Below are 21,674 nucleotides of genomic sequence, written 5' to 3' on the forward strand. Positions count from 1 at the left end.
CCTGATATATATAGAAAATAAATTTGCACAAAAACTTTGAATGCCTTTAATTCTATACCCCATGCTTACTTTTACTCATATATATAGAAATCTGCTCTGGCTCGCCAACGACTTTCCATACCCCAAGGCAACTTTTTAAGCTATATAGAGAAAAATCAAGAATCAAGCTTTTCGATCCTCTGCATTTTCCATACCCCAATCCAAGTTAGATTCACATATATAGAAAATCTCAGATTCAAAGATTTTCTACGCCCAGAACGTACTTTTCACAATATAGGTAGAAGGAATTTCCTGCAAAAAATAAAACACCTCTTTTTTTCTACGCCCAAGGACAACTTTTTGGGATATAAGTAGAAATCACCTCAGGGCATTCTACGCCCACAGGGTACTTTTGTACGTATAGGTAGAAAAATACCCCTTATGCAAGCCCCGCTTAGTGACCATGATGCACATAATAAAACCGGAGTCAAAGGACAGTACGCTGGGCGCCGCTTTTTGGCGCCCGGGCAGCCTTTGGCTCCGGTTTTATTATGTGCTACAATCCCTAGGCAGCGGGGCATAAATAACCTCTGCGAGGAGTCAACATAACCGTCCCCATGACTCCTCGGGAGTCAAAGAGAACCGTCCCCATTGACTCATTTTGCGTCAAAGTGAAACGTCCCCGGTGACTCAAATGAAAAGAAGGTCAGTGAGTCACTGACCTTCTTTTATTTAAGCTGTCTCGGATTTCATTCCGGTGTAGAGCTGGTAGTACTTCTGCTTCTTAGCAATAAGTTCATCATGTGTTCCCTGCTCTATTATGCGACCGTGCTCAAGAACTATGATACAGTCTGAGTTCTTGACTGTGGAGAGCCTGTGAGCGATGACAAAGGTTGTTCTTCCGCTCATAAGCTTGTCCATACCATCCTGTACAATCTTCTCTGTTCTGGTATCGATGGAGGAAGTAGCTTCATCCAGGATAAGAACCGGAGGATCTGCAATGGCTGCTCTTGCAATTGCAAGGAGCTGTCTCTGGCCCTGGGAGAGGTTTGCACCGTCTCCTGTGAGCATTGTGTTGTACCCGTCAGGGAGCCTCTTGATGAAGCTGTGGGCATTGGCAAGCTTGGCTGCTGCCTTGACCTCTTCGTCTGTGGCATCAAGTTTGCCATATCTAATGTTCTCCATAACGGTACCTGTGAAGAGGTGCGTATCCTGAAGAACTATTCCAAGCGACCTTCTAAGGTCTGCCTTTTTGATCTTGTTGATATTGATGTTATCGTATCTTATCTTACCATCCTGAATGTCGTAGAATCTGTTGATAAGGTTGGTAATGGTGGTCTTTCCTGCACCGGTCGAGCCTACAAAAGCGATCTTCTGTCCCGGCTTTGCATGAAGAACTATGTTGTGCAGAACCATCTTCTCATCTGTATATCCAAAGTCGACATCATTAAAGGTAACATCACCTTCCATGGGCTGATAGGTTGTTGTGTTATCAGCTTTGTGATAATGCTTCCAGGCCCAGTGTCCTGTGTGGTGATCGGCCTCGACGATCTGCCCGTCTTTCTTCTCTGAGTTGACAAGCATTACATAGCCGTCATCAGTCTCTCCCGGCTCATCAAGGAGCTTGAAGATTCTGTCTGCACCTGCCAGAGCCATGATGATTGAGTTAAACTGCATGCTGACCTGGTTGATGGGCATTGAAAAGCTCTTGTTAAAGGTAAGGAAGCTCGCCAGCATACCAACGGTAAATCCTACTGCCACGCTGTCTGAAAGGGCAATTGCAGCACCTATCATGGCGCAGAGTACATAGCTGGTATTACCGAGCTGAGCGTTAATAGGGCCAAGGGCTCCGGAATATGCATTAGCCTTAAATGCACTCTCACAGAGCTTCTCGTTTAATTCATCAAACTTTTCGATTGCTTCTGACTCGTGGTTGAAGACCTTAACAACCTTCTGTCCTGTCATCATCTCTTCAATGAAACCGTTCAGCTCACCTATGTTCTTCTGCTGAGCAACGAAGTTCTTACCTGAAGAAGCTGTCGCCTTAGCTGAGCAGAACAGCATGACTGCCACCATGAGAAGTGTAACTATGGTAAGCGGAATGCTGAGAACGATCATGGATGCCAGCACCGAAACAATGGTGATGGCACTGCTGAGGAGCTGAGGAATACTCTGGCTTATCATCTGCCTTAAGGCATCAATATCGTTTGTGTAGATCGACATGATATCGCCGTGGGCATGTGTATCAAAATACTTGATAGGAAGAGATTCCATATGAACGAACAGCTCTTCTCTGAGTCTTCTAAGTGTTCCCTGGTTTATATAGATCATTACCTTTGCCTGAACAAAGGCTGCAAGGACACCTATTGCGTAGAATATCGCAACCCTTCCCATAGCTCCAAGTAAAGGGCCATAGTCTGTGCTGTGATTATCAAGCATCGGCTGAATATAGGAATCGATCAGAGTCCTTGTAAAAAGAGTTCCCTGAACCGATGAAAATACTGTAAGCACAATGCAGACCACAATAGCCAGCATATGTATCGGATAAAATTTAAATACGTATCCCATAAGCCTTCCGAAGAGCTTACCGGGATTATCTATCTTGGGCCTTGGCATTCCGCGTCTTGCTCCGCCGCCCGGGCCTCCTTTAATTTCTTTTGTCTCTGCCATGTTCTACCTCCAATTACTGCCCGGAAGCTGAATCAAAATCAGCATCTCCGCTTACTCCGGTCTGTGACTCGTAAACTTCTCTGTAGATCTCGTTGGTCTTAAGAAGTTCATCATGGCTTGCAAAGCCGTTGATCTTACCGTCATCCATAACGATTATACGGTCACAATCCTGAACCGAACTGATACGCTGAGCAATTATAAGCTTGGTAGTACCGGGGATCATCGTAGCAAATGCTTTTCTGATCTTGGCATCCGTAGCAGTATCTACGGCACTTGTTGAATCGTCCAGAATTAGTATGCGAGGCTTCTTTAAAAGAGCTCTTGCAATACAGAGTCTTTGCCTTTGTCCGCCTGATACATTGGTTCCACCCTGCTCTATAACTGTGTTGTAGCCATCGGGCATCTTCTCAATAAACTCATCTGCACAGGCCATTTCACAGGCTCTTTTTGCATCTTCTTCAGTAGCATTCTTATCGCCCCACCTGAGGTTATCAAGAATAGTTCCGGAGAACAGGACGTTCTTTTGCAGAACCACAGATACCTGATCTCTTAAGGTCTCCATATCGTAGTCCCTTACATCAACTCCGCCGACCTTTACAGAGCCATCCGTAACATCATAGAGTCTGCTGATAAGGTTTATAAGAGATGACTTGGCTGAACCCGTTCCTCCGATGATACCTATCGTTTCACCGGACCTTATATCAAGAGTAATGTCTTTTAACACAGGTTCGTCAGAACTCTTATTGTACGAGAAATATACATGGTCAAAAGAGATGCTTCCATCCGCAACTTCCATTACAGGATTCTCGGGATTTGTAAGATCAGCCTTCTCTTCGATAACCTCTGCAATACGCTTTCCGCTTGCCTCAGCCATGGTCATCATTACAAATATGATAGCCAGCATCATAAGGCTCATAAGGATACTCATGCAGTATGTAAGAAGGCTCATAAGGCTTCCTGTCGAGAGGTTTCCGGCCACTATCATGTGTGCACCGAACCAGCTGATAAGAAGAATGCATACGTAAACGGTTCCTGTCATTAAAGGAGATACGTAAACCACATTTCCTTCTGCCTTGACGAACATATTGTAGATATTAAGGGCAGCTTTCTTGAACTTGGCGTTCTCATAATCTTCCCTTACATAAGCCTTAACAACTCTGATGGCTGATACATTTTCCTGTACGCTCTCATTGAGTTCGTCGTACTTTTCAAACACCTGCTTGAAGTATCTGGTAGCTCTTCTCATTAGAAGAACTGCAACAACAGCCAGGAATATTACGGCTCCCAGATAGATCCTTGCAAGCTCAGGGCTGATGATAAAGCTCATGACCATGGCAACGATCATAGATGCCGGTGCTCTCATAGCCATTCTGAGGATAACCATATATGCATTTTGAATGTTGGAAACATCGGTGGTAAGTCTTGTCACAAGACCTGAAGTTGAGAATTTATCGATGTTGGAAAAAGAAAAGGTCTGAATGTTATCAAACATGGCCTTTCTTAAGTTTTTGGCAAATCCGGTGGATGCCATGGAACCGTAATAGGCTCCCAAAAGTCCTGCCAGAAGTCCCAAAACAGCGATGACGATCATCTTTCCTCCGGTGGAAAAGATATATCCCATATTGTTACCGTAGATACCCTTATCCACTATTCCCGCCATGAGAACAGGAATGATCATCTCACAGATTACTTCGCCGATCATACACAGCGGAGTGAGAATGGATGCAAGTTTGTACTGCTTAACCTGCGATAGTAGTGTCTTTAACATTTATGTCTTCCCTTCTATAAGTAAATAGCTATACTATCATACACCCGAAAGCTCTTTTATTGTAAGTGCAAATGTATCATTAGGATCATCTGTCTTCAAAACAGCATCTGCGCCGAACTCTTTTGCCTGCGAAATGGTGTCATCGTTACTTACAACAGCAAGGACAGGAATTGACTTAAAGAACTCCCTCTCCTTTATATATCTGATCGCAAGCCCACCCATGAGGCTCTCATCATTTACTTCAACCACAACTATCTTAATATCGTTATGGTACTGGCTGATGTATCCGATAGCTTCATCGTTATCATTGCAGGAAAGAATATCGAATCTGTCTGATTCTTCCTTAAAAAGTATCAGTGCATTTTCTTCATCCAGTGATGTAAGGAAAACCATTACCGGCCGTGTAAACTTAGTATCCTTATCCACAACCCAGGAACTGCATTTGTTTTTGCCGCCTATCTTGGAATTATAGAGGGCATCATCCGCCATTCTGAACACTTCGTCACGGCTGTGTCCGCCTTTATCTACGATAGCTCCGATACTTAAGGTAAATGGACCTTTATTATCAATGGTAAAATTACTGAGCATCATCTGAAGAGATTTGCACCTGAATTCAACAAGAGAAATCTCTTTCATGTTAGGCATGAACACAACGAACTCATCTCCGCCGAATCTTCCGATGATATCAGAGGGTCTAAAGCTCTTTAAAAGAAGGTCTCCCACATGCTCAAGGAGTATATCTCCGCCTCCGTGTCCTATTCCGTCATTGACCTGCTTAAAATCATCCACATCAAAGATGCACATTGCACAGGGAATGTTTTCCCTTCTGTGATTGAAGTAGTTGTCTATTTCAGACACCAGCGCTCCCTTGTTGAGAACATTGGTAAGCTTGTCCACCTTGCTGAATCTTCTGACCTCAGCCATGGCAAGCCCTTCCTTACTTCTTACACCAAGGATGATTCTCCCAATTATCAAAGAAAGGACATAGGCAGCTATGATCATATACAGTTCATTTATAAACTGCGGGTATGCTTTTTTTTGGTATGAAATGACAGCATATATAACAACTGCGATAGTTTCTTCGATACCATACATAAAGAGCCTGTCAATGTAGATGACCGAATAGACCATTAGACACAAGGGCAGCCATAAAGCCGGCCTTGTAGTAAAGGACAGATCTACAGCTATCAGACAGATCAGCATCAGAGCATAATAACAAAGGCATATTGCTCTCGCCAAAGGCCCGACGATATCAGTCCTTTTTCTGGTATATGAATTGATGAACATATACACAACAAGCACCGGAATAATCGCAATGTGCCCGGGATTCATTTTAAATCCGGGCACAATCATAAAGGCCAAAGCAATCATGCCCAGGTATACCAGAGAAGTGTACATACACACTCTGCGTAACATGAACAGATTACGTTTGTCTATCTCATCGCTGCAAATATCGAAATACTCTCTGATCTCGCAAATTTCAGCATTATTAACTTGTATAAAGTTAAAGAGGGCATGGATCATATCACTTGTTCATAAATGTTCTGACATTGATACCATTGACCTCAATATGATCATCCACTTCAATAACAAGACACTGTCTTCCGTCAACAATCCTTGACTCAACAAGATCTGTTCTGTCGGGTTTAACCTTGATGACAACATCGGGGGTTTCAATGTCGAATTTCTTTGTATGAGCTATATTGCTTGCAAGCAGAGGATAGTCCTCATCTCCTGCACACTTGATATAGTTCTCGTCAAAATATCCCAAACGCTCCTGGGATACACCACTGTCTGAAAGGAGCTGCTTCACATCATTTTTGGTAAGCTCTAAAGGCTCCGCATCCTCTGCGTGATCCTCGATCATCTGATTGAGGTTATCATGGACATTCTTCATTATGTCATAGTCGGCATCATCACCTATGGTTTCCTGCACGACTGCATCAAAGATATCCTTCTGCTCGGGAGCTGATATCGGAGCTCTTCCGCCAAACATCGCCTCAACAAATTCGGGCTGAAGATCCTCAGGCTTTTTGGTGAAGTAAAGCATATTGTGAATATCTGTGTTTCTCTCTATAAATGCCGGGAAAAGAAATCCTTTCACCGGACCTTCAACAACCCAGTCTCTGTACCTTTCCTCGATCACGTTTTCGGATTCGTTATAGCCAAGGCCTGCCTTTGAACGCTTAACGGGACAGATACTGCAAAGGATGTAGTCATAAACATTATCCGAGGCATCTTCCATCTCTATGCCGTCCCTTGTAATACCCGGAACATCATAGGCTGCATGAACGAGGATAATGTAATAATTCTCGCCGTTGACATAGTTGGCGATGATCTTGTCATAGCACTCATCAACCAGTTCATCATCCTCAAGCTTTGAGTTTCTTAAGGTCAAAAGAAAGTCTTGAGTACCTCCAGGCATCTCCTGGTCAAGCGGAAACTCAAGACTTATTAGATTTTTGCCAAAGGTTCCTGTCAGAGTGTGCTGGAATATATCCAGATACTTGAAAGTCTCCTCCTCAGGCAGCTGGCCAAAGGCCTTCCTGAAGGATAGCTTCTTATTCTTTTCATGGTCCACATAGCATCCGCAAATGTGGTCGATAGTGCATCTCTCCTGTGTAAACTGTTTCTTGATCTCTAGTGTTTCTGCCTTATTCATTTGATACTTTATTTTCCTTTACTCATAAATTTGTTGCACATATCCACTGCAAAATCCACTGGATAAAGCTGGACCATAATGGAATCGATAAGATTTCCTATGGTCATCCTAAATGCTATTTTAACAAATTTATCGTAAGTAGTATCAAACATTTTTTCAAAAACTTTAATACTCTCTACATCTATCTGATTAACAATAGGTGTACTGATATCAGTAGCAACTCCCAGCATAGATGAAAGGCTGGTTGCAGAGGTTCCCATCATCTGGTTCATAGCTTCAGAGGCTGCTGAAAGATGAAGGTCTGTAATATCACCTGATGTATTTGTGCCGTCTCCGCCCATCATAAGGTCGGTCATAACCTTTACATCATGCTCCTTAAGGACAAGCACATTGTTGCCCTGAAGTCCCTTTACATAATGAATCTGAACAAAAATGCATGTCTTTTCATAGTCATCGAGAGCTTCGCTTCTCTTAATGACCTTAACATTGGGAGTAGTGATGTCTACCTTTCTATTGACCATCATACTAAGGGTTGTAGCTGAGTTACCCATACTGATATTTGCAATCTCACCGAGAATATCAATCTGTTCATTGTTCAGCATAAAATCTTCCAAAGTCAGTCACCTCCAATATGTCATTTGTACAGAATCCTCTTCTATTTTAGTTTATTTGGTGAGCTTTTGTAAAGGCAGATATACGGTTATAAGAAAAGCTTTATGCTTTTTTTAGAATATACCGTGCTTTCGAAAGTGACCGTTTGATGCTTTTTTGTTGATTGATTTTTATCATTTTATATTAATTTGTGATTATTTAATAAAAAGTTCATTGATTATTTGTGATTTATTTTGATTGATTTTGATTTTTTAAGGTGCTATCCTCAATCTATAAGATAGCTGACTTTTGTTTGGAGGGTTATATGCTCACTCAGGAACGCAGAGATCTGATAGTTTCATATATAAACGAAAAAAACGCCGTCACGGTAAACGAGCTCATGGATGAGTTTGATGCTTCGGCAGCCACCATCAGAAGAGACTTATCCGTCCTTCACGATGAACGAAAGATCTTAAAGGTCTTCGGAGGCGCCACATCTCTTTCAGCAAGTGATGTCAACACACTCGAGCCCACAGTATCAGCCAAGGCTACATTAAATGTTGAGGAAAAAGACCTCATAAGTAAGTACGCAGCTTCTCTGATAAATGATGACGACTTCGTTTACATTGACTCAGGTACCACCACTCTGGAGATGATCAAGTATATAGACAACACCAAGGCCAAATACATCACCAACGGTATTGTCCATGCCAAGAAGCTCCTTGAGAAGAGCCTGAACACCATGATAATCGGCGGAAGGTGCAAGGCAGCCACAGAGGCCATAATCGGCCCCGACTGTATCGAAGGCATCAGAAAGTATCACTTCACCAAGGCCTTCATGGGAACCAACGGTATCTCAATAAATGCAGGCTACACCACCCCGGACGTGGATGAAGCTCTTGTAAAAGAGGAAGCGGTAAAGCACGCTTATATCTCCTACATCCTTGCTGATCACAGCAAGTTTGGACAGATAAGTTCAGTTACTTTTGCAGACATTTCCAGTTGCTGCATTATCACCGACAAAGAAGTCGGCAAGAACTACCACAGTAAGACCATTATCAAGGTAGTTGAATAAAAAGGGAGGCACAAATGATTTATACGGTTACATTTAATCCTGCCATTGATTACATCGTAAGAATGAACGACAAGCTCCTTCCGGGGATGACCAATCGTTCAGATTCCGAAGACTGTTACTTTGGTGGCAAAGGCATTAATGTCTCAACAATTCTTAAAAACCTCGGTCTTGAGAGCACTGCTCTTGGATTCACTGCAGGCTTTACCGGTAAGGCTATTGAGGAAAGCGTTATCGGCAAAGGTATCATTGCAGATTTCATCCATCTGGATGAAGGAATCTCCAGGATCAATGTAAAGATCAAAGGCGAAGCCGAAACAGAGATAAATGCTCAGGGGCCCAAGATTCCTGAAGATGCCAGGAATAAGCTCTTTGACAAGGTCGCTGCACTTAAAGACGGTGACATGATCATTCTGGCCGGCAGCATTCCGAATTCTCTTCCAAACGATGTCTATGAAAAGCTCATCGCTCTGGTTGCAGATAAAAAAGTTGATGTCGTTGTGGATGCGACAAAGGATCTTTTAAAGAATGTCCTTAAATATCATCCATTCTTAATAAAGCCAAATAATCACGAGCTTGGTGAGATGTTTGGCACAGTGCTTAAGACTGATGACGAGATTGAATTCTACGCCAAAAAGCTCCAGGAGCTTGGTGCAAGAAATGTTCTTATCTCTATGGCAGGCGACGGAGCAATGCTCATAGCCGAGACCGGAGAAAAGTTCCGCATCGGAGTTCCAAAGGGCAAGGTTAAAAATTCCGTTGGCGCAGGAGATTCAATGGTAGCAGGCTTCATCGCAGGATACTTTAAGAATAAGAGTTATGAAGAAGCTCTTAAGATGGGTACTGCAGCAGGATCAGCTACTGCTTTCTCAGACGATCTCGCCACAGGAGAAGCAATTCTAGAGCTTTATAAAAATCTTTAAAGAGGAAAAGATTTTGTAAAGGGGATACTATGACGGCAAAAAGCCAAAAGGAGGGTCTATGAAAATCACAGATTTACTAAGAAAGGATGGCATTGCGCTCGGCGTAGATGCCGCTGACCAGAATGCAGCAATCGACAAGCTCATCGAGCTTCATTCAAAGGTTGGTAACTTAAAGGATGCGGAGGAGTTTAAGAAAGCAATCCTCGCAAGAGAAGAAAAGGGTTCAACAGCAGTTGGCATGGGAATCGCAGTTCCTCACGGAAAGTCAGCAGCTGTAGCAACAGCAGGCGTTACTGCTATGACAATTCCTGCAGGAATTGATTACAAGTCACTTGACGGAAACCCAAGCAAGCTCTTCTTCATGATAGCTGCACCTGATACAGCAGCAGACACACACCTTGAAGTGCTCTCAAAGCTGATGACACTTCTCATGGATCAGAGTTTTTCACAAAAGCTCATTGATGCTAAAACAGCTGATGAATTCCTTGCTATAATTGATAGTAAGGAAGCTGCAAAGGATGCTGAAGAAGCTCAGAAGAAAGCAGCCGCTGCTGCTCCTTCCATCAGAAAGCTCGTTGGTGTTACAGCATGTCCTACAGGAATTGCTCACACCTTCATGGCAGCTGAGGCTCTTGAGCTCAAGGCTAAAGAGATGGGCATTGACATCAAGGTAGAAAAAGACGGTTCAGGCGGAGCAAAGGATGTCCTTACAGCAGCAGAAATCGCTGATGCTGATGCTGTTATCGTAGCAGCTGACAAGAACATCGAAATGGGAAGATTCGATGGCAAGAAGGTTATCATCGCTTCTACCAAAGAAGCTATCCACGGTCCTGAAGATCTCATCAAGAAGGCTCAGGCAGGTGACGTAGCTGTTTACCATCACACAGGCGCAGTTACAAAGTCAGAGACAACATCAAATGAGAGTGCAGGAAGAAAAGCATACAAACACCTTATGAACGGTGTATCACATATGCTTCCATTCGTTATCGGTGGCGGTATCCTTATTGCTATCGCATTCCTTTTGGATGACTACTCAATCAATCCAAGTAACTTTGGTTCAAACACACCTGTAGCTGCATGGTTTAAGTCAATCGGCGGCGCTGCATTCGGATTCATGCTTCCTATTCTTGCAGGCTTTATTGCACAGAGTATTGCTGACCGTCCAGGTCTTGCAGTTGGTTTCGTAGGTGGTTATCTTGCTTCAACCGGTGCTACATTCGCAGCTCCCGGAGGCGACGTTCCTTCAGCTTTCCTTGGTGCTCTTGTAGCAGGTTTTGTAGGTGGTTACATTGTTCTTGGTCTTCGCAAGGTATGTGAGGTTCTTCCTCCTGCTCTTGAGGGAATCAAGCCTGTACTTATCTATCCGCTCATCGGAACACTTCTTATCGGTCTTGTTATGTGCCTCATCAATCCTGTTGTTGGTGCACTTAACGCTTGGATCTCCGGTGTTCTTACAGGAATGTCAAACGGATCGATCATCATCCTTGGTGCACTCCTTGGAGCAATGATGGCAACAGACATGGGTGGCCCTCTCAACAAGGCTGCTTACGCATTCGGTCTTGCTTCACTTGCTAACCAGAACGAGACAGGTTACATGATCATGGCAGCAATCATGGTAGGCGGAATGGTTCCTCCTATTGCCATCGCTCTTGCAACCATCTTCTTTAAGAAGAAATTTACTGCAGCTGAGAGAAAGTCCGGCCCTGTTAACTTCATTATGGGTCTCTCATTCATCACAGAGGGTGCTATCCCTTACGCAGCAGCTGATCCTCTCCATGTAATTCCTTCACTTCTTGTTGGATCAGGAGTTGCAGGTGCTCTCTCAATGGCCTTCAAGTGCACACTTATGGCACCTCACGGCGGAATCTTCGTATTCCCTGTAGTAGGAAACGTTGCAATGTACCTGGTAGCTCTTTTAGTAGGATCTGCAGTTGGATGTCTTCTTCTTGGTATTCTTAAAAAGAATGCTCAGGAAGCATAAAATAAACTAACAGCTTTATTATTGTCTGATTAACAGAAAGGAAAAAACAGATTATGGTATCACAGAAAATCACAGTAACAAACGAACAGGGAATGCACATGCGTCCGGCAAGTGTCTTTTCACAGGCTATGACTCCCTTTGCAAGTGATGTAAAGGTTGTCTTCAACGGAACAGCTTATGATGCAAAGAGCGTTATGATGCTTATGAGCGCTTGCATCAAGTGCGGCGCTGAGATTGAGATCCAGTGCGACGGCGCTGACGAACAGGATGCACTTAAGAAAGCAATTGAACTTGTTGAGAGTGGATTAGGAGACTGATATGTACAACGGAATCGCCGCATCCCGCGGAATCGGAATAGGCAGCATCTGTGTTATTACTGAGCACGAGCTCAAGTATGATGCTGTCAAAGTAGAAGACACAGAAAGCGAAAAAGCGCGCTTTGACAAAGCTGTTGAGCAGTTCAAAAAAGAAACTGCTGAAATGGCTGAGGATATCAGAAAGCGCATCGGTCCCAAAGAGGCTGAGATCCTTGAGGGACACCTTGTAATGATGTCTGACCCCTCCATGTCAGGAGAAATGGGTAAGATGATCGCCGCAGGTCAGTGCGCGGAGTCTGCTGTAGAAGCTGTCTGCGACATGTTCATCGGAATGTTCTCCAAAATGGATGATGACATGATGCGTCAGAGAGCTTCAGATATCAGCGATATCAAGGTCAGCCTTCTCAAGATCCTTCTTGGGATTGAAGACATTGATATCAGCAAGGTTGCACCGGGAACCATCCTGGTTGCAAGAGACCTGACTCCTTCCATGACTTCACAGATAGTCAAGGAAAACGTAGCAGGTATCATAACAGAGGTTGGAGGCAAGACCTCCCACTCCGCTATCCTTGCAAGGGCTCTGGAAATTCCCGCAGTACTCTCCGTCCCTGACATTACAACCCTTGTAAAAGACAAGGACACTGCTATTGTAGACGGAACAGAAGGAAATGTTTACATCAATCCTGAGGGAGACATTCTTTCACAGTACATCATTAAGCGTGAGGATTACATCAAGAAACAGGCTGAGCTCAAGGGCTTCCTTGGAAAAGAGACTGTGACTGCAGATGGAATTAATCTCGAACTCTTCTGCAACATCGGAACTCCAAAAGATGCCAAGAAGGCTGTTGAATGTGACGGTGAAGGTGTAGGTCTTTTCCGCTCAGAGTTCCTGTTCATGGACAACACCAAGATGCCCACAGAGGACGAGCAGTTTGCAGCTTATAAAGAAGCAGCTGAGACTCTTGGTGGCAAGCCTGTTATAATCAGAACTCTGGATGTTGGAGGAGACAAGGATATTCCTTACCTCAACATCAAGAAGGAAGAGAATCCTTTCCTCGGATACAGAGCTGTAAGGTACTGTCTCGGAAACAGAGACAACTACATGATCCAGCTTCGTGCTATTGTGAGAGCCAGCGCTTTCGGTAAGGTTAAGATCATGGTTCCTCTCGTAACCTGCGTAGAAGAAATCCGTGCAGTAAAAGAGATGGTTGCCGAGATCAAGAAGGACTTCGATGCAAACGGTATAGCCTATGACAAGGATATCGAGATAGGCTGCATGATTGAGACAGCTTCTGCTTCTCTCATCGCTGATCTTCTTGCAAAAGAGTCGGACTTCTTCTCAATCGGAACCAATGACTTGACCCAGTACACCATGAGCGTTGACAGAGGAAATGCAGATGTTGCATATCTCTACTCAACCTTCCAGCCATCGGTTCTTCGCTCCATCAAGCACATAATAGAGTGCGGTGTTGAAGCGGGAATACCTGTTGGAATGTGCGGAGAAGCAGCTGCAGATCCGCTTATGATACCTCTTCTCATCTCCTTTGGTCTTACTGAGTTTTCAGTTAATCCTGTTCTTGTTCTTACAGCGAGATGCATCATCTCCAAGTGGACCAAGAAGGATGCAGACGATCTTGCAGCCAAGGTTATGGCTCTTGATACAGAAGGTGAGATACAAAAGCTATTAAAAGAATCAGCTAAAGAATAATAAAGCATTAAATAAAAATCCTCCGGTAAGAAATTACCGGAGGATTTATTATTGTCGGTTAAATCAAATTGGAGGGTTATTTATTAAACAATACCCTGAGCCTTCATAGCTTCAGCAACCTTAAGGAAGCCTGCAATGTTAGCACCTGCAACATAGTTGCCTTCCATGCCGTACTTTCTTGCAGCATCATCAATGTTGTGATAGATGTTAACCATGATCTGCTTAAGCTTAGCATCAACCTCTTCGAAGGTCCATGAAAGTCTCTCGCTGTTCTGGCTCATCTCAAGAGCTGATGTTGCAACACCACCTGCGTTTGAAGCCTTACCACAAACAAAGAGAACCTTGTTGCTCTGAAGGTACTCAGTAGCCTCGATAGATGTAGGCATGTTAGCACCCTCACATACAGCCTGAACGCCGTTAGCAACCAGCTGCTTAGCATCGTCAAGAAGGAGCTCGTTCTGAGTTGCGCAAGGAAGAGCAACGTCACACTTAACTGACCAAACGCCCTTGCCCTCGTGGTACTCTGCTGAGCTTCTTGCAGCTGCATACTCTGTAAGTCTTGCTCTCTTAACTTCCTTAACTTCCTTAAGAAGAGCTACATCGATTCCTTCAGGATCATAGATCCAGCCTGTTGAATCTGAACATGTAACAACCTTAGCACCGAGCTGCTGAGCCTTCTCGATAGCGTAGATAGCAACGTTTCCTGCACCTGATACAACTACTGTCTTACCCTTGATGTCAGAGCCGTTGCACTTAAGAAGCTCCTCTGTGAGGTAAAGAAGGCCGTATCCTGTAGCCTGTGTACGAGCAAGTGATCCGCCGTATGTAAGTCCCTTACCTGTAAGAACACCCTCGTATGTATCTCTGATTCTCTTGTACTGTCCGTACATAAAGCCGATCTCACGTCCGCCTACACCGATATCTCCGGCAGGTACGTCTGTGTCAGCACCGATATGTCTGAAAAGCTCTGTCATAAAGCTCTGGCAGAATGCCATTACTTCTCTGTCAGACTTGCCCTTAGGATCGAAGTCAGATCCACCCTTACCACCGCCGATTGGAAGGCTTGTAAGTGAGTTCTTGAAAATCTGCTCAAAGCCAAGGAACTTGATGATACCAAGGTTTACTGAAGGATGGAAACGAAGTCCTCCCTTGTAAGGTCCGATTGCTGAATTGAACTGGATACGGAAACCGTTGTTAACCTGTACCTGTCCCTTGTCATCAACCCATGGTACTCTGAAAAGGATCTGTCTCTCAGGAGTTACAAGTCTCTCAAGGAGAGCGTCCTTACGATACTCCTCTTCATTAGCCTCAATAACAACACGAAGTGACTCAAGCACTTCCTTAACTGCCTGATGGAACTCAGGCTGAGCCGGGTTTTTCTCTACAACGTAGTTGTAGACTTCATCTACGTATGACATAGCTTTACTTCCTCCTATATTTCGTTAGCATCAATAATTGTATACAATTATACACTTTGATAGTTTAAAGCGCAAGAGTTTTTTATAAATATACCCCATTACAGTTTTTATGCTGTAATGGGGCTTGGCTTACCCTCCGTCTCCGGAACTTTCTTCACTGTTTTCTCCGCTATCCTCGCTATTTTCACTACTCTCGCTGCTCTCGCCGCCACCTTCTGAGGATTCGGAATTTTCCTGGTTTTCTGTGTTTTCTGTATTTTCAGTATTTTCACCGCCGCCATTGTCCTGATTTTCCTCAGGTGGTGCAGGGTCTTCCTGTGGCGTTTCCTCTGCAGGCGGATCATAGGTCTCCCAGCGATAAAAGAAGGCATGGTGACCTATCATTGTATAGTTCTTTATTCTGTAATAATCGGCCCAATATTGAGTCATAAAGAAAAGGTAGTCTCCGATACGGGCACCGGCCAAAACTTCCTGTGCTGCCCTTATACAGGTGGAATTTGGGCCATTTGCAATGATGAACTCAACCTTTCCCGATCTGTAGGGTGCAAACTGCATTGGCTGCGTAATAACTCCAATAACTGTATTTGGGAAAGCTGAACTCTTTACCCTGTTCATGATAACTGAGCCGACACCAAGTTTACCTGTGTAGGATTCGCCATCCGACTCTGCCTGAATGGTAGCTGCCAGCCAGATAAGCTCCTGTTCACTTGCATCATAGGAACCGCCCAGGTTTTCCTTGGAAAGGGCAAGACGCTCTGCCAATTGCTGAGCCAGCTTTGCCTGAGCTGCTGCTGTCTGAGCTTCGAGATCCTTCATTTTCTTATCAAGCTCTTTTAGCTGATCTTCATAACTTGAAAGCTTGTTCTTCTCACTCGAAAGTGAATTCTTGGTTGAAGAGAGCTGTCCCTTTACTTCATCGGTGAGGTTCGACAGTTCCGTATGCTTCTCATCAAGCTGTTCCTGATAAGCATCCAGTTCTGCTTCCTTTTCCTCAACAACTCTTTTCTGCTCCTCAATCTGAGCCTGAAGCCCCTGATATTCAGCTATTTTTGTGCGATCATATCTGACAATTGCATTTAGATACTCAAACTTGGTCAGAAGTTCACCAATAGACCCGGATTCAAGTAGAACACGGATAAGTCCTGATGAACCGCCACTTTCGTAGGTAGATTGCAGCCGTTTTTTAAGAAGTGCGTATCTGTCTGCCTCCTGCTTCTGAGCCTCTGCAAGCTCATTATTCAGGCGGACAATTTCAGAAGAGACTACAGCCATTGCTGCCTCAGCCTCGTCAATTTCGTTGTTAAGCGTCTCAAGCTTACTGGAATAACCATTTATGGTGCTCTGAAGAGAGCTCTTCTGGCTTTCCAGATTGCTTACGCTTTGCTTTGTTTGCTCTTTTTGACCTTCAAGGGCACTGATTGCTTCCTTTGTTTCCTTGGTCTGCTTCTGAAGATTGGAGATGGCTGCCTGTGTTTCGGCCTCCCTCTCCCTCATCTCAGAAATAGCATCATCAGTTTCATCTGCGAAACTGACAAAAGAAAACTGATTAATTGTCAGTGCCAGAAGTATCATCCCCAGAATTAACTTCTTCTTCATACTCTCCCTGCTCCGCTGCTTCTGAAATTTCTTCAGAAGGCTCAGCCTCTGTTTCCGGTATAATTTCACTCACCTGTGTAGCTTCATAGGTGCTCTCTGCGGGTGTCTCGATAGCTTCACTAATATCGTTTTCACCCGGGAATACGATGTGGTTATTGTTTCTGATAAAGTCCATCATGTTAAGGATCTTCAAAGTCTCGGCATGAGGAATATCCGGGCATTCAAGCCACCCTTCTCCGATAGCCTTAACGCAGGCTTCAATCTCATACTCATAGCCGGTCTTCTGCTTGGGTCTCTTGTAATAGGCAGTCTTGTTGTAGTTGTTGTCATATACAGCAATAGCCTCAGGATTGTTGATGTTCTCCACCACGATAAAGCCCTTGCTTCCGTAGATGACACCGTTTCTGTCTCCCGTTGAAAGAACGGTAGCATTTAAAACAGCCATCTTGCCATCAGCATATCTAAGCGTGATGCTGTCCTGCATATCCATTCCGAGATTGTTAAAGGTACAGATAGATGCAATGTCTTTTACATCATTTCCGAATACCATGGATGCAAAATGAAGGCAATAAACACCCAGATCCAAAAGAGCACCTCCACCGAGCTCGGGCTTTTGAATCCTCTCTTTATAAGCGATATTGTAACTGAGATTAGCTGTGAGCATAGTGGGCTCACCGATGACATTGCTGGCAAGGATCTCCATGAGTTTGGTCCTCATGGGCATATATCTTGTCCAGATAGCTTCTGTGACAAGAACCTTCTTCTCCTCAGCAAATTCAAAGATCTTTTTTGCCTGCTTTTCATTGAGCATGAAAGCTTTTTCGCAGATAACGTTTCTGCCTGCGGAAATAGCAAGCTTAACATTCTCATAATGCTCCGAATGCGGAGTTGCGACATAGATAAGATCGACTTTCGGATCTGTAACAAGCTCCGCATAAGAACCGTAGGCCTTTTTAAAGCCATAGTCCTTTGCAAATTTCTCGGCATTTTCTAATGTTCGTGATCCAACTGCATAACACGTAACACCTTTGGTTTCCTTAAGTGTCTCTGCCATTGTTCCGGCAATCTTGCCGGTTCCCATGATAGCAACTTTCAAACGTCCAAACATAGATGTTACCTCCTTGGAAGGAATATGTATTTATCAGTCTTTGAGGAACTCGGATTTAATATATCCTGTCTTATTATTATACTCTATTTTAGCCCATCCGCTGGCATATTGCTCGATAACATTTACAGTTGATCCGGCATAAATTGTAGTAATAGCCTCACTGTCAGTGCTCTGTCCCTTACGGAACTTAACAGAATCTGTAACTGTCATCTTACCGGTCTTGGCTGATGAAACCTTGGTTGAGCTCTCTGTTGAAGCAGCAGCTGATGAATCCGTTGATGCTGCTGAAGAAGCAGCTGCAGCAGATGCATTGTCAGCCTCTTCTGTATTCTCTTCACTGTTATCAACTACTGTTGTCTCCTCAGATACAACCTCGAAGAACTCAGTCTTTACATAGGCTTCCTTGCCCTTATACTCAACCTTACTCCAGCCGTTTGCAAGAGCTTCAAGTTCTTTAAACTCCTGACCCTGTGTAGTCTTATCCAAAATATCTGCAGTCTCTGAATCGGAGCTTCTGATATTGATAACATCTGTAGCCTTGATGATCCTGGTTGTAATGGTTGTCTTGCCGGGCTCTGTCTCTTCTGTAGATGATTCCTCAACTGCGCTCTCATCAGGAGTTGTTGCCTCTGATGTAGCAAGAGCTTCTCCTACGGAAACCTGAACTCCTGAACGCATCTTGGTAAGAAGCTCTGCAAGAGCCTCGTCGCCGCTGACCATCTCGTTATAGCGTGATGCAACCTTGTTATTGAGGTCAATAACGTCTGCCTGTACACTTATCTGCTTAATGTAATCAAGCTCTCCTGCATCTGCAATATCACCGTTGATGTAGAGATTTCCGTTCTCGTCTGTGCAGATATACAACGTCTCAAGACCGGGTACCTTGCCCTCATAGTCAAAGAGCTTAACCTCATTGTATACATAAGCAACGTAGCTTCCCTCAACAGGACCGGGCTTGGTATACACTGTAATATTATCGATCTTGTCGATGTACTCCGAAGTAGCAACAGCCTTAAGGATCTCTGTCTCGTCAAGGCCTTTGTAAATCTCAGCAAGAGCTTCTGCATCTCCTGCAGCGGAAGCCGCGTAGTATCTCTCTACCAAAGCATTGACCTCAGGATAAGCATTCTCTTCCATTGTTGCTTCTGTTACTTCAAAGGTAGTAGATTCTGCCTCAGTGGCAGTGTTGGCTGCAATCTCTGTTGCTCTGTGATTGGCACTTACTGCGATGACCACTGTAATTACTACTGCTACGAGAAGTATTGCCGGCATCAGGAATTTCTTATTATCACCAAGGATAGCAAATATATCCTTCTTTTCATTTCTCCAATTTGTTACACTGTTCTTCTTTTTTCTCATAAAATAAAACCTCGAAATTTTGGTTTGGCGCAAACCACCAAAATGATTTTATAGGGAAACCCAGGTCAAGTCAAGTTTGAGGGCTCTATTGTGCTAAGCGTCACTAGTGACGCGCCTTCATTTGTGTGGTATCATAATCTATGTTGCACCCGTAGTCTAATGGATAAAACGTAGGCCTCCGACGCCTTTGTTGCTGGTTCGAGTCCAGTCGGGTGCATTTTTCATGCCTCTTTTACGATAAAGAGTCTGTCGCTGTCCCTGTCGTATTTGTAGAGATTATCGCTAAGGATTTCCTCATCAGCCACAGTAGTTACATTGACTTCATGAATTATTCTTCTAAGATATTCCACATCAAGTCCAAGGAACGTATCAGGGATCACAATGCACTCATGGATTGATGAGGGTATAACAAAAATATCGCTCTCAAAGTCCTCAGAAAGGTCTTTAAGTACGTCGGGATAAAAGATAGTGGCAGCCCCCAGGCACTCTTCTTTATTTGATATCACATATATGCCACAGAGTTCATCCCCTCCGCCAGGCATCGGAGCAGGCATCCCGGTCATTTTCTCAAGTACATCCATGATTCCCTTTATCTTGACCTGCTGAAATCCGGGCGCATTTTCAATTACATTCTCCCATAGCTCCTCTTCTGTAATCTCCCATATATCAAGATGTGAATTCTCAATCATTATTGTGCCCGATCCCAGGCTTGGATGCTCAAACAGTGCAAGGGGAACCAGCGCCAGGTCCAATACTCTCTTTATAGGCACATTCTCAAGCTTTTTCTCATTTTTCTTATAATTCACCGCTTTGAAGAAAAGATGCTTTGAAACCACTGAAAAATCATCAAAAAAGTCCACTTTTGTATCTGCAGCCGGCGCACACTGGTTATACATACCTACCACGTCATCAACCAGCGACATGAGCATAGTTCCTCTGTTGTACTTCTCAAGCATATGATCGATGTAGATCGTGGGAGCAACGTTCTGTCCCTGCTTTCTGATTGTAAGAGCGTGGTACACAACTCCGTTATTCTTTAAAACCTCAGTGCACTCAATCTGAACACCCTCACCTAATTTATCGCTTACTTCTCTTGCCATTACACGGCTAAATTCCTTAATTTCCATATCTGTATAATCTCCTTTAAAATCAATTTTTTTGCAAAAGAAAAAGACAATAGTCCCTCGGCGCTTAATGCCGAAAATCCTATTGTCTTAATTAGTTTCTATTAAAATATGACCTTTACTGCGTCAGATATGGTTACGTATTATCAAACTCTGGAGAGGTACTCACCAGTTCTTGTGTCGATCTTGATAACGTCTCCCTCGTTAACGAAAAGAGGAACTGATACGTTAGCACCTGTCTCAACAGTAGCAGGCTTAGTAGCACCTGTAGCTGTATCACCCTTAAATCCAGGCTCTGTCTCTGTGATTGTAAGCTCTACAAACATAGGTGGCTCAACTGCGAATACGTTGCCGTTGTAAGACATAACCTTGCAGGTCTCGTTCTCCTTAACAAACTTGAGAGAATCGCCGATCTGATCTTTAGTAAGACCAATCTGCTCATAAGTCTCTGAATCCATGAAATTGAAGATGTCGCCATCCTGATAGAGATACTGCATATCCTTCTTATCAATACGAGCTGCAGGGAACTTCTCAGTAGGACGGAAGGTTGTCTCCTTAACACCGCCATTGATGATATCCTTGAGCTTGGTTCTTACGAAAGCAGCGCCCTTACCAGGCTTAACATGCTGAAATTCAATAATCTGACATACGTTGCCATCGATCTCGATGGTTACACCATTTCTGAAATCACTTGCAGAAATCATAAATATTCCTCCTAAAATACATAACTCAAACAACTAAGATAGTATAAACTATCCTTAATCATTTTTCAACTGTTTTTGACAAGTAATCCTTCATGTTGTCAAAAATAATCTCATAAGCCTCGGGCCACATATGAATTCCGTCAGTTGAAAGCTCACGCTTTAGCTCTCCCGCGTCATCATAAAGACCTTCATTTACATCTATATACTCATAGCAATATTCTGCCGCGAGCTTTTTTACAACATCATTGGCCCCGGGAAGACGCTCTTTGCGAAGTCTCGCTGCCTCTGCTGCCTCAGGCCAGGCTTGAATTTCCTTGGCAAGAGCCGGATTTACCGGATAGTACGCCATCATATAAACTAAAGCCAAAGGGAGTCTTTCTTTTATCTGAGAAAGAACTTCCTTATAATCCCTGTACAGATCCTCCTTGGTCTCCTCAGGTCTGCTGATATCATTGGTACCGATATTAATAAAGATGACAGAAGGCTCAAGGTCAAAGATCTGCTCATTCATGGACTCAAGAAGCTCAGGGATTGTGTATCCGCTTATGCCTCTGTTGTAGATTGCTAGGTCAAGTCCTCTGTTTACCAGAATCTCATTTATAGGAAAATGCTCCATAAGAGATGAACCCACAAACAGAGTCTGTCCTTTCCTTATGCCCCTATTCAGATGCCTGTATTTTTCAACCATATAAGT

At 43.8% G+C, this 21,674-nt stretch carries 17 protein-coding genes and 1 tRNA gene; 6 read left to right on the top strand and 12 right to left on the bottom strand.

Translation table 11 applies throughout. The features are described 5' to 3' along the window. Nucleotides 1-711: 711 nt before the first annotated feature. The 5 genes from G589_RS0103145 to fliY form a co-directional block, all read right to left on the bottom strand. On the bottom strand, nucleotides 712-2,649 hold the full coding sequence (locus tag G589_RS0103145; RefSeq protein ID WP_035775250.1) for an ABC transporter ATP-binding protein: 1,938 nt from the start codon (nucleotides 2,647-2,649) through the stop codon (nucleotides 712-714). A gap of 13 nt (nucleotides 2,650-2,662) precedes the next feature. After that, nucleotides 2,663-4,417 (bottom strand): ABC transporter ATP-binding protein, encoded by a 1,755-nt coding sequence (locus tag G589_RS0103150; protein WP_026521077.1) that lies wholly within the window; start codon nucleotides 4,415-4,417, stop codon nucleotides 2,663-2,665. Between the two features lie 36 nt (nucleotides 4,418-4,453). Further along, entirely contained in the window at nucleotides 4,454-5,815 is a 1,362-nt protein-coding gene (locus tag G589_RS0103155; RefSeq protein WP_196811840.1) for a GGDEF domain-containing protein, read from the bottom strand. 127 nt (nucleotides 5,816-5,942) lie between these two features. Continuing rightward, on the bottom strand, nucleotides 5,943-7,079 hold the full coding sequence (locus G589_RS0103160) for a DUF4317 domain-containing protein (RefSeq protein WP_026521079.1): 1,137 nt from the start codon (nucleotides 7,077-7,079) through the stop codon (nucleotides 5,943-5,945). 8 nt (nucleotides 7,080-7,087) lie between these two features. Then, nucleotides 7,088-7,693 carry a flagellar motor switch phosphatase FliY gene (gene fliY, locus G589_RS0103165; protein WP_022769516.1) on the bottom strand — a complete coding sequence of 202 codons (606 nt, stop codon included), beginning with the start codon at nucleotides 7,691-7,693 and terminating at the stop codon, nucleotides 7,088-7,090. 302 nt (nucleotides 7,694-7,995) lie between these two features. On the opposite strand from fliY, the gene G589_RS0103170 reads away from it, so the two are divergent. Genes G589_RS0103170 through ptsP form a run of 5 tightly spaced genes read left to right on the top strand, consistent with a single transcriptional unit; the run spans nucleotide 7,996 to nucleotide 13,671 of the window. Next, entirely contained in the window at nucleotides 7,996-8,745 is a 750-nt protein-coding gene (locus tag G589_RS0103170) for a DeoR/GlpR family DNA-binding transcription regulator (RefSeq protein ID WP_026521080.1), read from the top strand. A 14-nt stretch (nucleotides 8,746-8,759) separates the two neighbouring features. Next, nucleotides 8,760-9,665: a 1-phosphofructokinase gene (pfkB, locus tag G589_RS0103175; protein ID WP_026521081.1), complete on the top strand. Its 906-nt coding sequence runs from the start codon at nucleotides 8,760-8,762 to the stop codon at nucleotides 9,663-9,665. 58 nt (nucleotides 9,666-9,723) lie between these two features. Beyond that, nucleotides 9,724-11,646 carry a PTS fructose transporter subunit IIABC gene (locus G589_RS0103180; RefSeq protein ID WP_026521082.1) on the top strand — a complete coding sequence of 641 codons (1,923 nt, stop codon included), beginning with the start codon at nucleotides 9,724-9,726 and terminating at the stop codon, nucleotides 11,644-11,646. 53 nt (nucleotides 11,647-11,699) lie between these two features. Continuing rightward, entirely contained in the window at nucleotides 11,700-11,963 is a 264-nt protein-coding gene (locus G589_RS0103185; RefSeq protein ID WP_022769511.1) for an HPr family phosphocarrier protein, read from the top strand. Nucleotide 11,964: 1 nt separating this feature from the next. Next, the gene (ptsP, locus tag G589_RS0103190) at nucleotides 11,965-13,671 is read left to right on the top strand and encodes a phosphoenolpyruvate--protein phosphotransferase (RefSeq protein ID WP_026521083.1); all 1,707 of its coding nucleotides are present in this window, start codon (nucleotides 11,965-11,967) and stop codon (nucleotides 13,669-13,671) included. 83 nt (nucleotides 13,672-13,754) lie between these two features. Here the strand turns inward: ptsP and gdhA are convergent, their stop codons facing one another. From gdhA to G589_RS0103210, 4 genes are all read right to left on the bottom strand, one after another. Then, on the bottom strand, nucleotides 13,755-15,089 hold the full coding sequence (gdhA, locus tag G589_RS0103195) for an NADP-specific glutamate dehydrogenase (RefSeq protein WP_022769508.1): 1,335 nt from the start codon (nucleotides 15,087-15,089) through the stop codon (nucleotides 13,755-13,757). A gap of 129 nt (nucleotides 15,090-15,218) precedes the next feature. Beyond that, a complete protein-coding gene (locus G589_RS0103200; protein WP_026521084.1) occupies nucleotides 15,219-16,685 on the bottom strand; it encodes a cell wall hydrolase in 1,467 nt (488 codons plus the stop codon). After that, a complete protein-coding gene (locus G589_RS18695) occupies nucleotides 16,636-17,781 on the bottom strand; it encodes a Gfo/Idh/MocA family protein (RefSeq protein ID WP_081668930.1) in 1,146 nt (381 codons plus the stop codon). Before G589_RS18695 ends, G589_RS0103200 begins: the two co-directional genes overlap by 50 nt. Before the next feature lie 45 nt (nucleotides 17,782-17,826). Then, nucleotides 17,827-19,152 (bottom strand): SH3 domain-containing protein, encoded by a 1,326-nt coding sequence (locus tag G589_RS0103210; protein WP_026521085.1) that lies wholly within the window; start codon nucleotides 19,150-19,152, stop codon nucleotides 17,827-17,829. 145 nt (nucleotides 19,153-19,297) lie between these two features. Between G589_RS0103210 and G589_RS0103215 the strand changes: the two genes are divergently transcribed. Further along, nucleotides 19,298-19,369: transfer RNA gene (locus G589_RS0103215), tRNA-Arg, on the top strand. A gap of 4 nt (nucleotides 19,370-19,373) precedes the next feature. Here G589_RS0103215 and G589_RS0103220 read toward each other — a convergent pair. The 3 genes from G589_RS0103220 to G589_RS0103230 all read right to left on the bottom strand — a co-directional run bounded on the left by G589_RS0103220 (nucleotide 19,374) and on the right by G589_RS0103230 (nucleotide 21,668). Beyond that, entirely contained in the window at nucleotides 19,374-20,279 is a 906-nt protein-coding gene (locus tag G589_RS0103220) for a DUF5688 family protein (protein ID WP_026521086.1), read from the bottom strand. A gap of 143 nt (nucleotides 20,280-20,422) precedes the next feature. After that, on the bottom strand, nucleotides 20,423-20,980 hold the full coding sequence (gene efp, locus G589_RS0103225; RefSeq protein ID WP_022769501.1) for an elongation factor P: 558 nt from the start codon (nucleotides 20,978-20,980) through the stop codon (nucleotides 20,423-20,425). Between the two features lie 58 nt (nucleotides 20,981-21,038). After that, nucleotides 21,039-21,668: a GDSL-type esterase/lipase family protein gene (locus G589_RS0103230; RefSeq protein ID WP_242826408.1), complete on the bottom strand. Its 630-nt coding sequence runs from the start codon at nucleotides 21,666-21,668 to the stop codon at nucleotides 21,039-21,041. Nucleotides 21,669-21,674: the final 6 nt, after the last annotated feature.

This window comes from Butyrivibrio sp. VCB2001, from assembly GCF_000423965.1.
Classification (GTDB): Bacteria; Bacillota; Clostridia; order Lachnospirales; family Lachnospiraceae; genus Butyrivibrio.

Coding starts and splice junctions, on each gene's coding strand:
- ptsP (WP_026521083.1), top strand. CDS start 11,965: ATGTACAACGGAATCGCCGCATCCCGCGGAATCGGAATAGGCAGCATC.
- gdhA (WP_022769508.1), bottom strand. CDS start 15,089: ATGTCATACGTAGATGAAGTCTACAACTACGTTGTAGAGAAAAACCCG.
- G589_RS0103155 (WP_196811840.1), bottom strand. CDS start 5,815: ATGTACACTTCTCTGGTATACCTGGGCATGATTGCTTTGGCCTTTATG.
- efp (WP_022769501.1), bottom strand. CDS start 20,980: ATGATTTCTGCAAGTGATTTCAGAAATGGTGTAACCATCGAGATCGAT.
- G589_RS0103180 (WP_026521082.1), top strand. CDS start 9,724: ATGAAAATCACAGATTTACTAAGAAAGGATGGCATTGCGCTCGGCGTA.
- G589_RS0103230 (WP_242826408.1), bottom strand. CDS start 21,668: ATGGTTGAAAAATACAGGCATCTGAATAGGGGCATAAGGAAAGGACAG.
- G589_RS0103145 (WP_035775250.1), bottom strand. CDS start 2,649: ATGGCAGAGACAAAAGAAATTAAAGGAGGCCCGGGCGGCGGAGCAAGA.
- G589_RS0103150 (WP_026521077.1), bottom strand. CDS start 4,417: ATGTTAAAGACACTACTATCGCAGGTTAAGCAGTACAAACTTGCATCC.
- G589_RS0103210 (WP_026521085.1), bottom strand. CDS start 19,152: ATGAGAAAAAAGAAGAACAGTGTAACAAATTGGAGAAATGAAAAGAAG.
- G589_RS0103200 (WP_026521084.1), bottom strand. CDS start 16,685: ATGAAGAAGAAGTTAATTCTGGGGATGATACTTCTGGCACTGACAATT.
- G589_RS0103160 (WP_026521079.1), bottom strand. CDS start 7,079: ATGAATAAGGCAGAAACACTAGAGATCAAGAAACAGTTTACACAGGAG.
- pfkB (WP_026521081.1), top strand. CDS start 8,760: ATGATTTATACGGTTACATTTAATCCTGCCATTGATTACATCGTAAGA.
- G589_RS0103170 (WP_026521080.1), top strand. CDS start 7,996: ATGCTCACTCAGGAACGCAGAGATCTGATAGTTTCATATATAAACGAA.
- G589_RS0103185 (WP_022769511.1), top strand. CDS start 11,700: ATGGTATCACAGAAAATCACAGTAACAAACGAACAGGGAATGCACATG.
- G589_RS0103220 (WP_026521086.1), bottom strand. CDS start 20,279: ATGGAAATTAAGGAATTTAGCCGTGTAATGGCAAGAGAAGTAAGCGAT.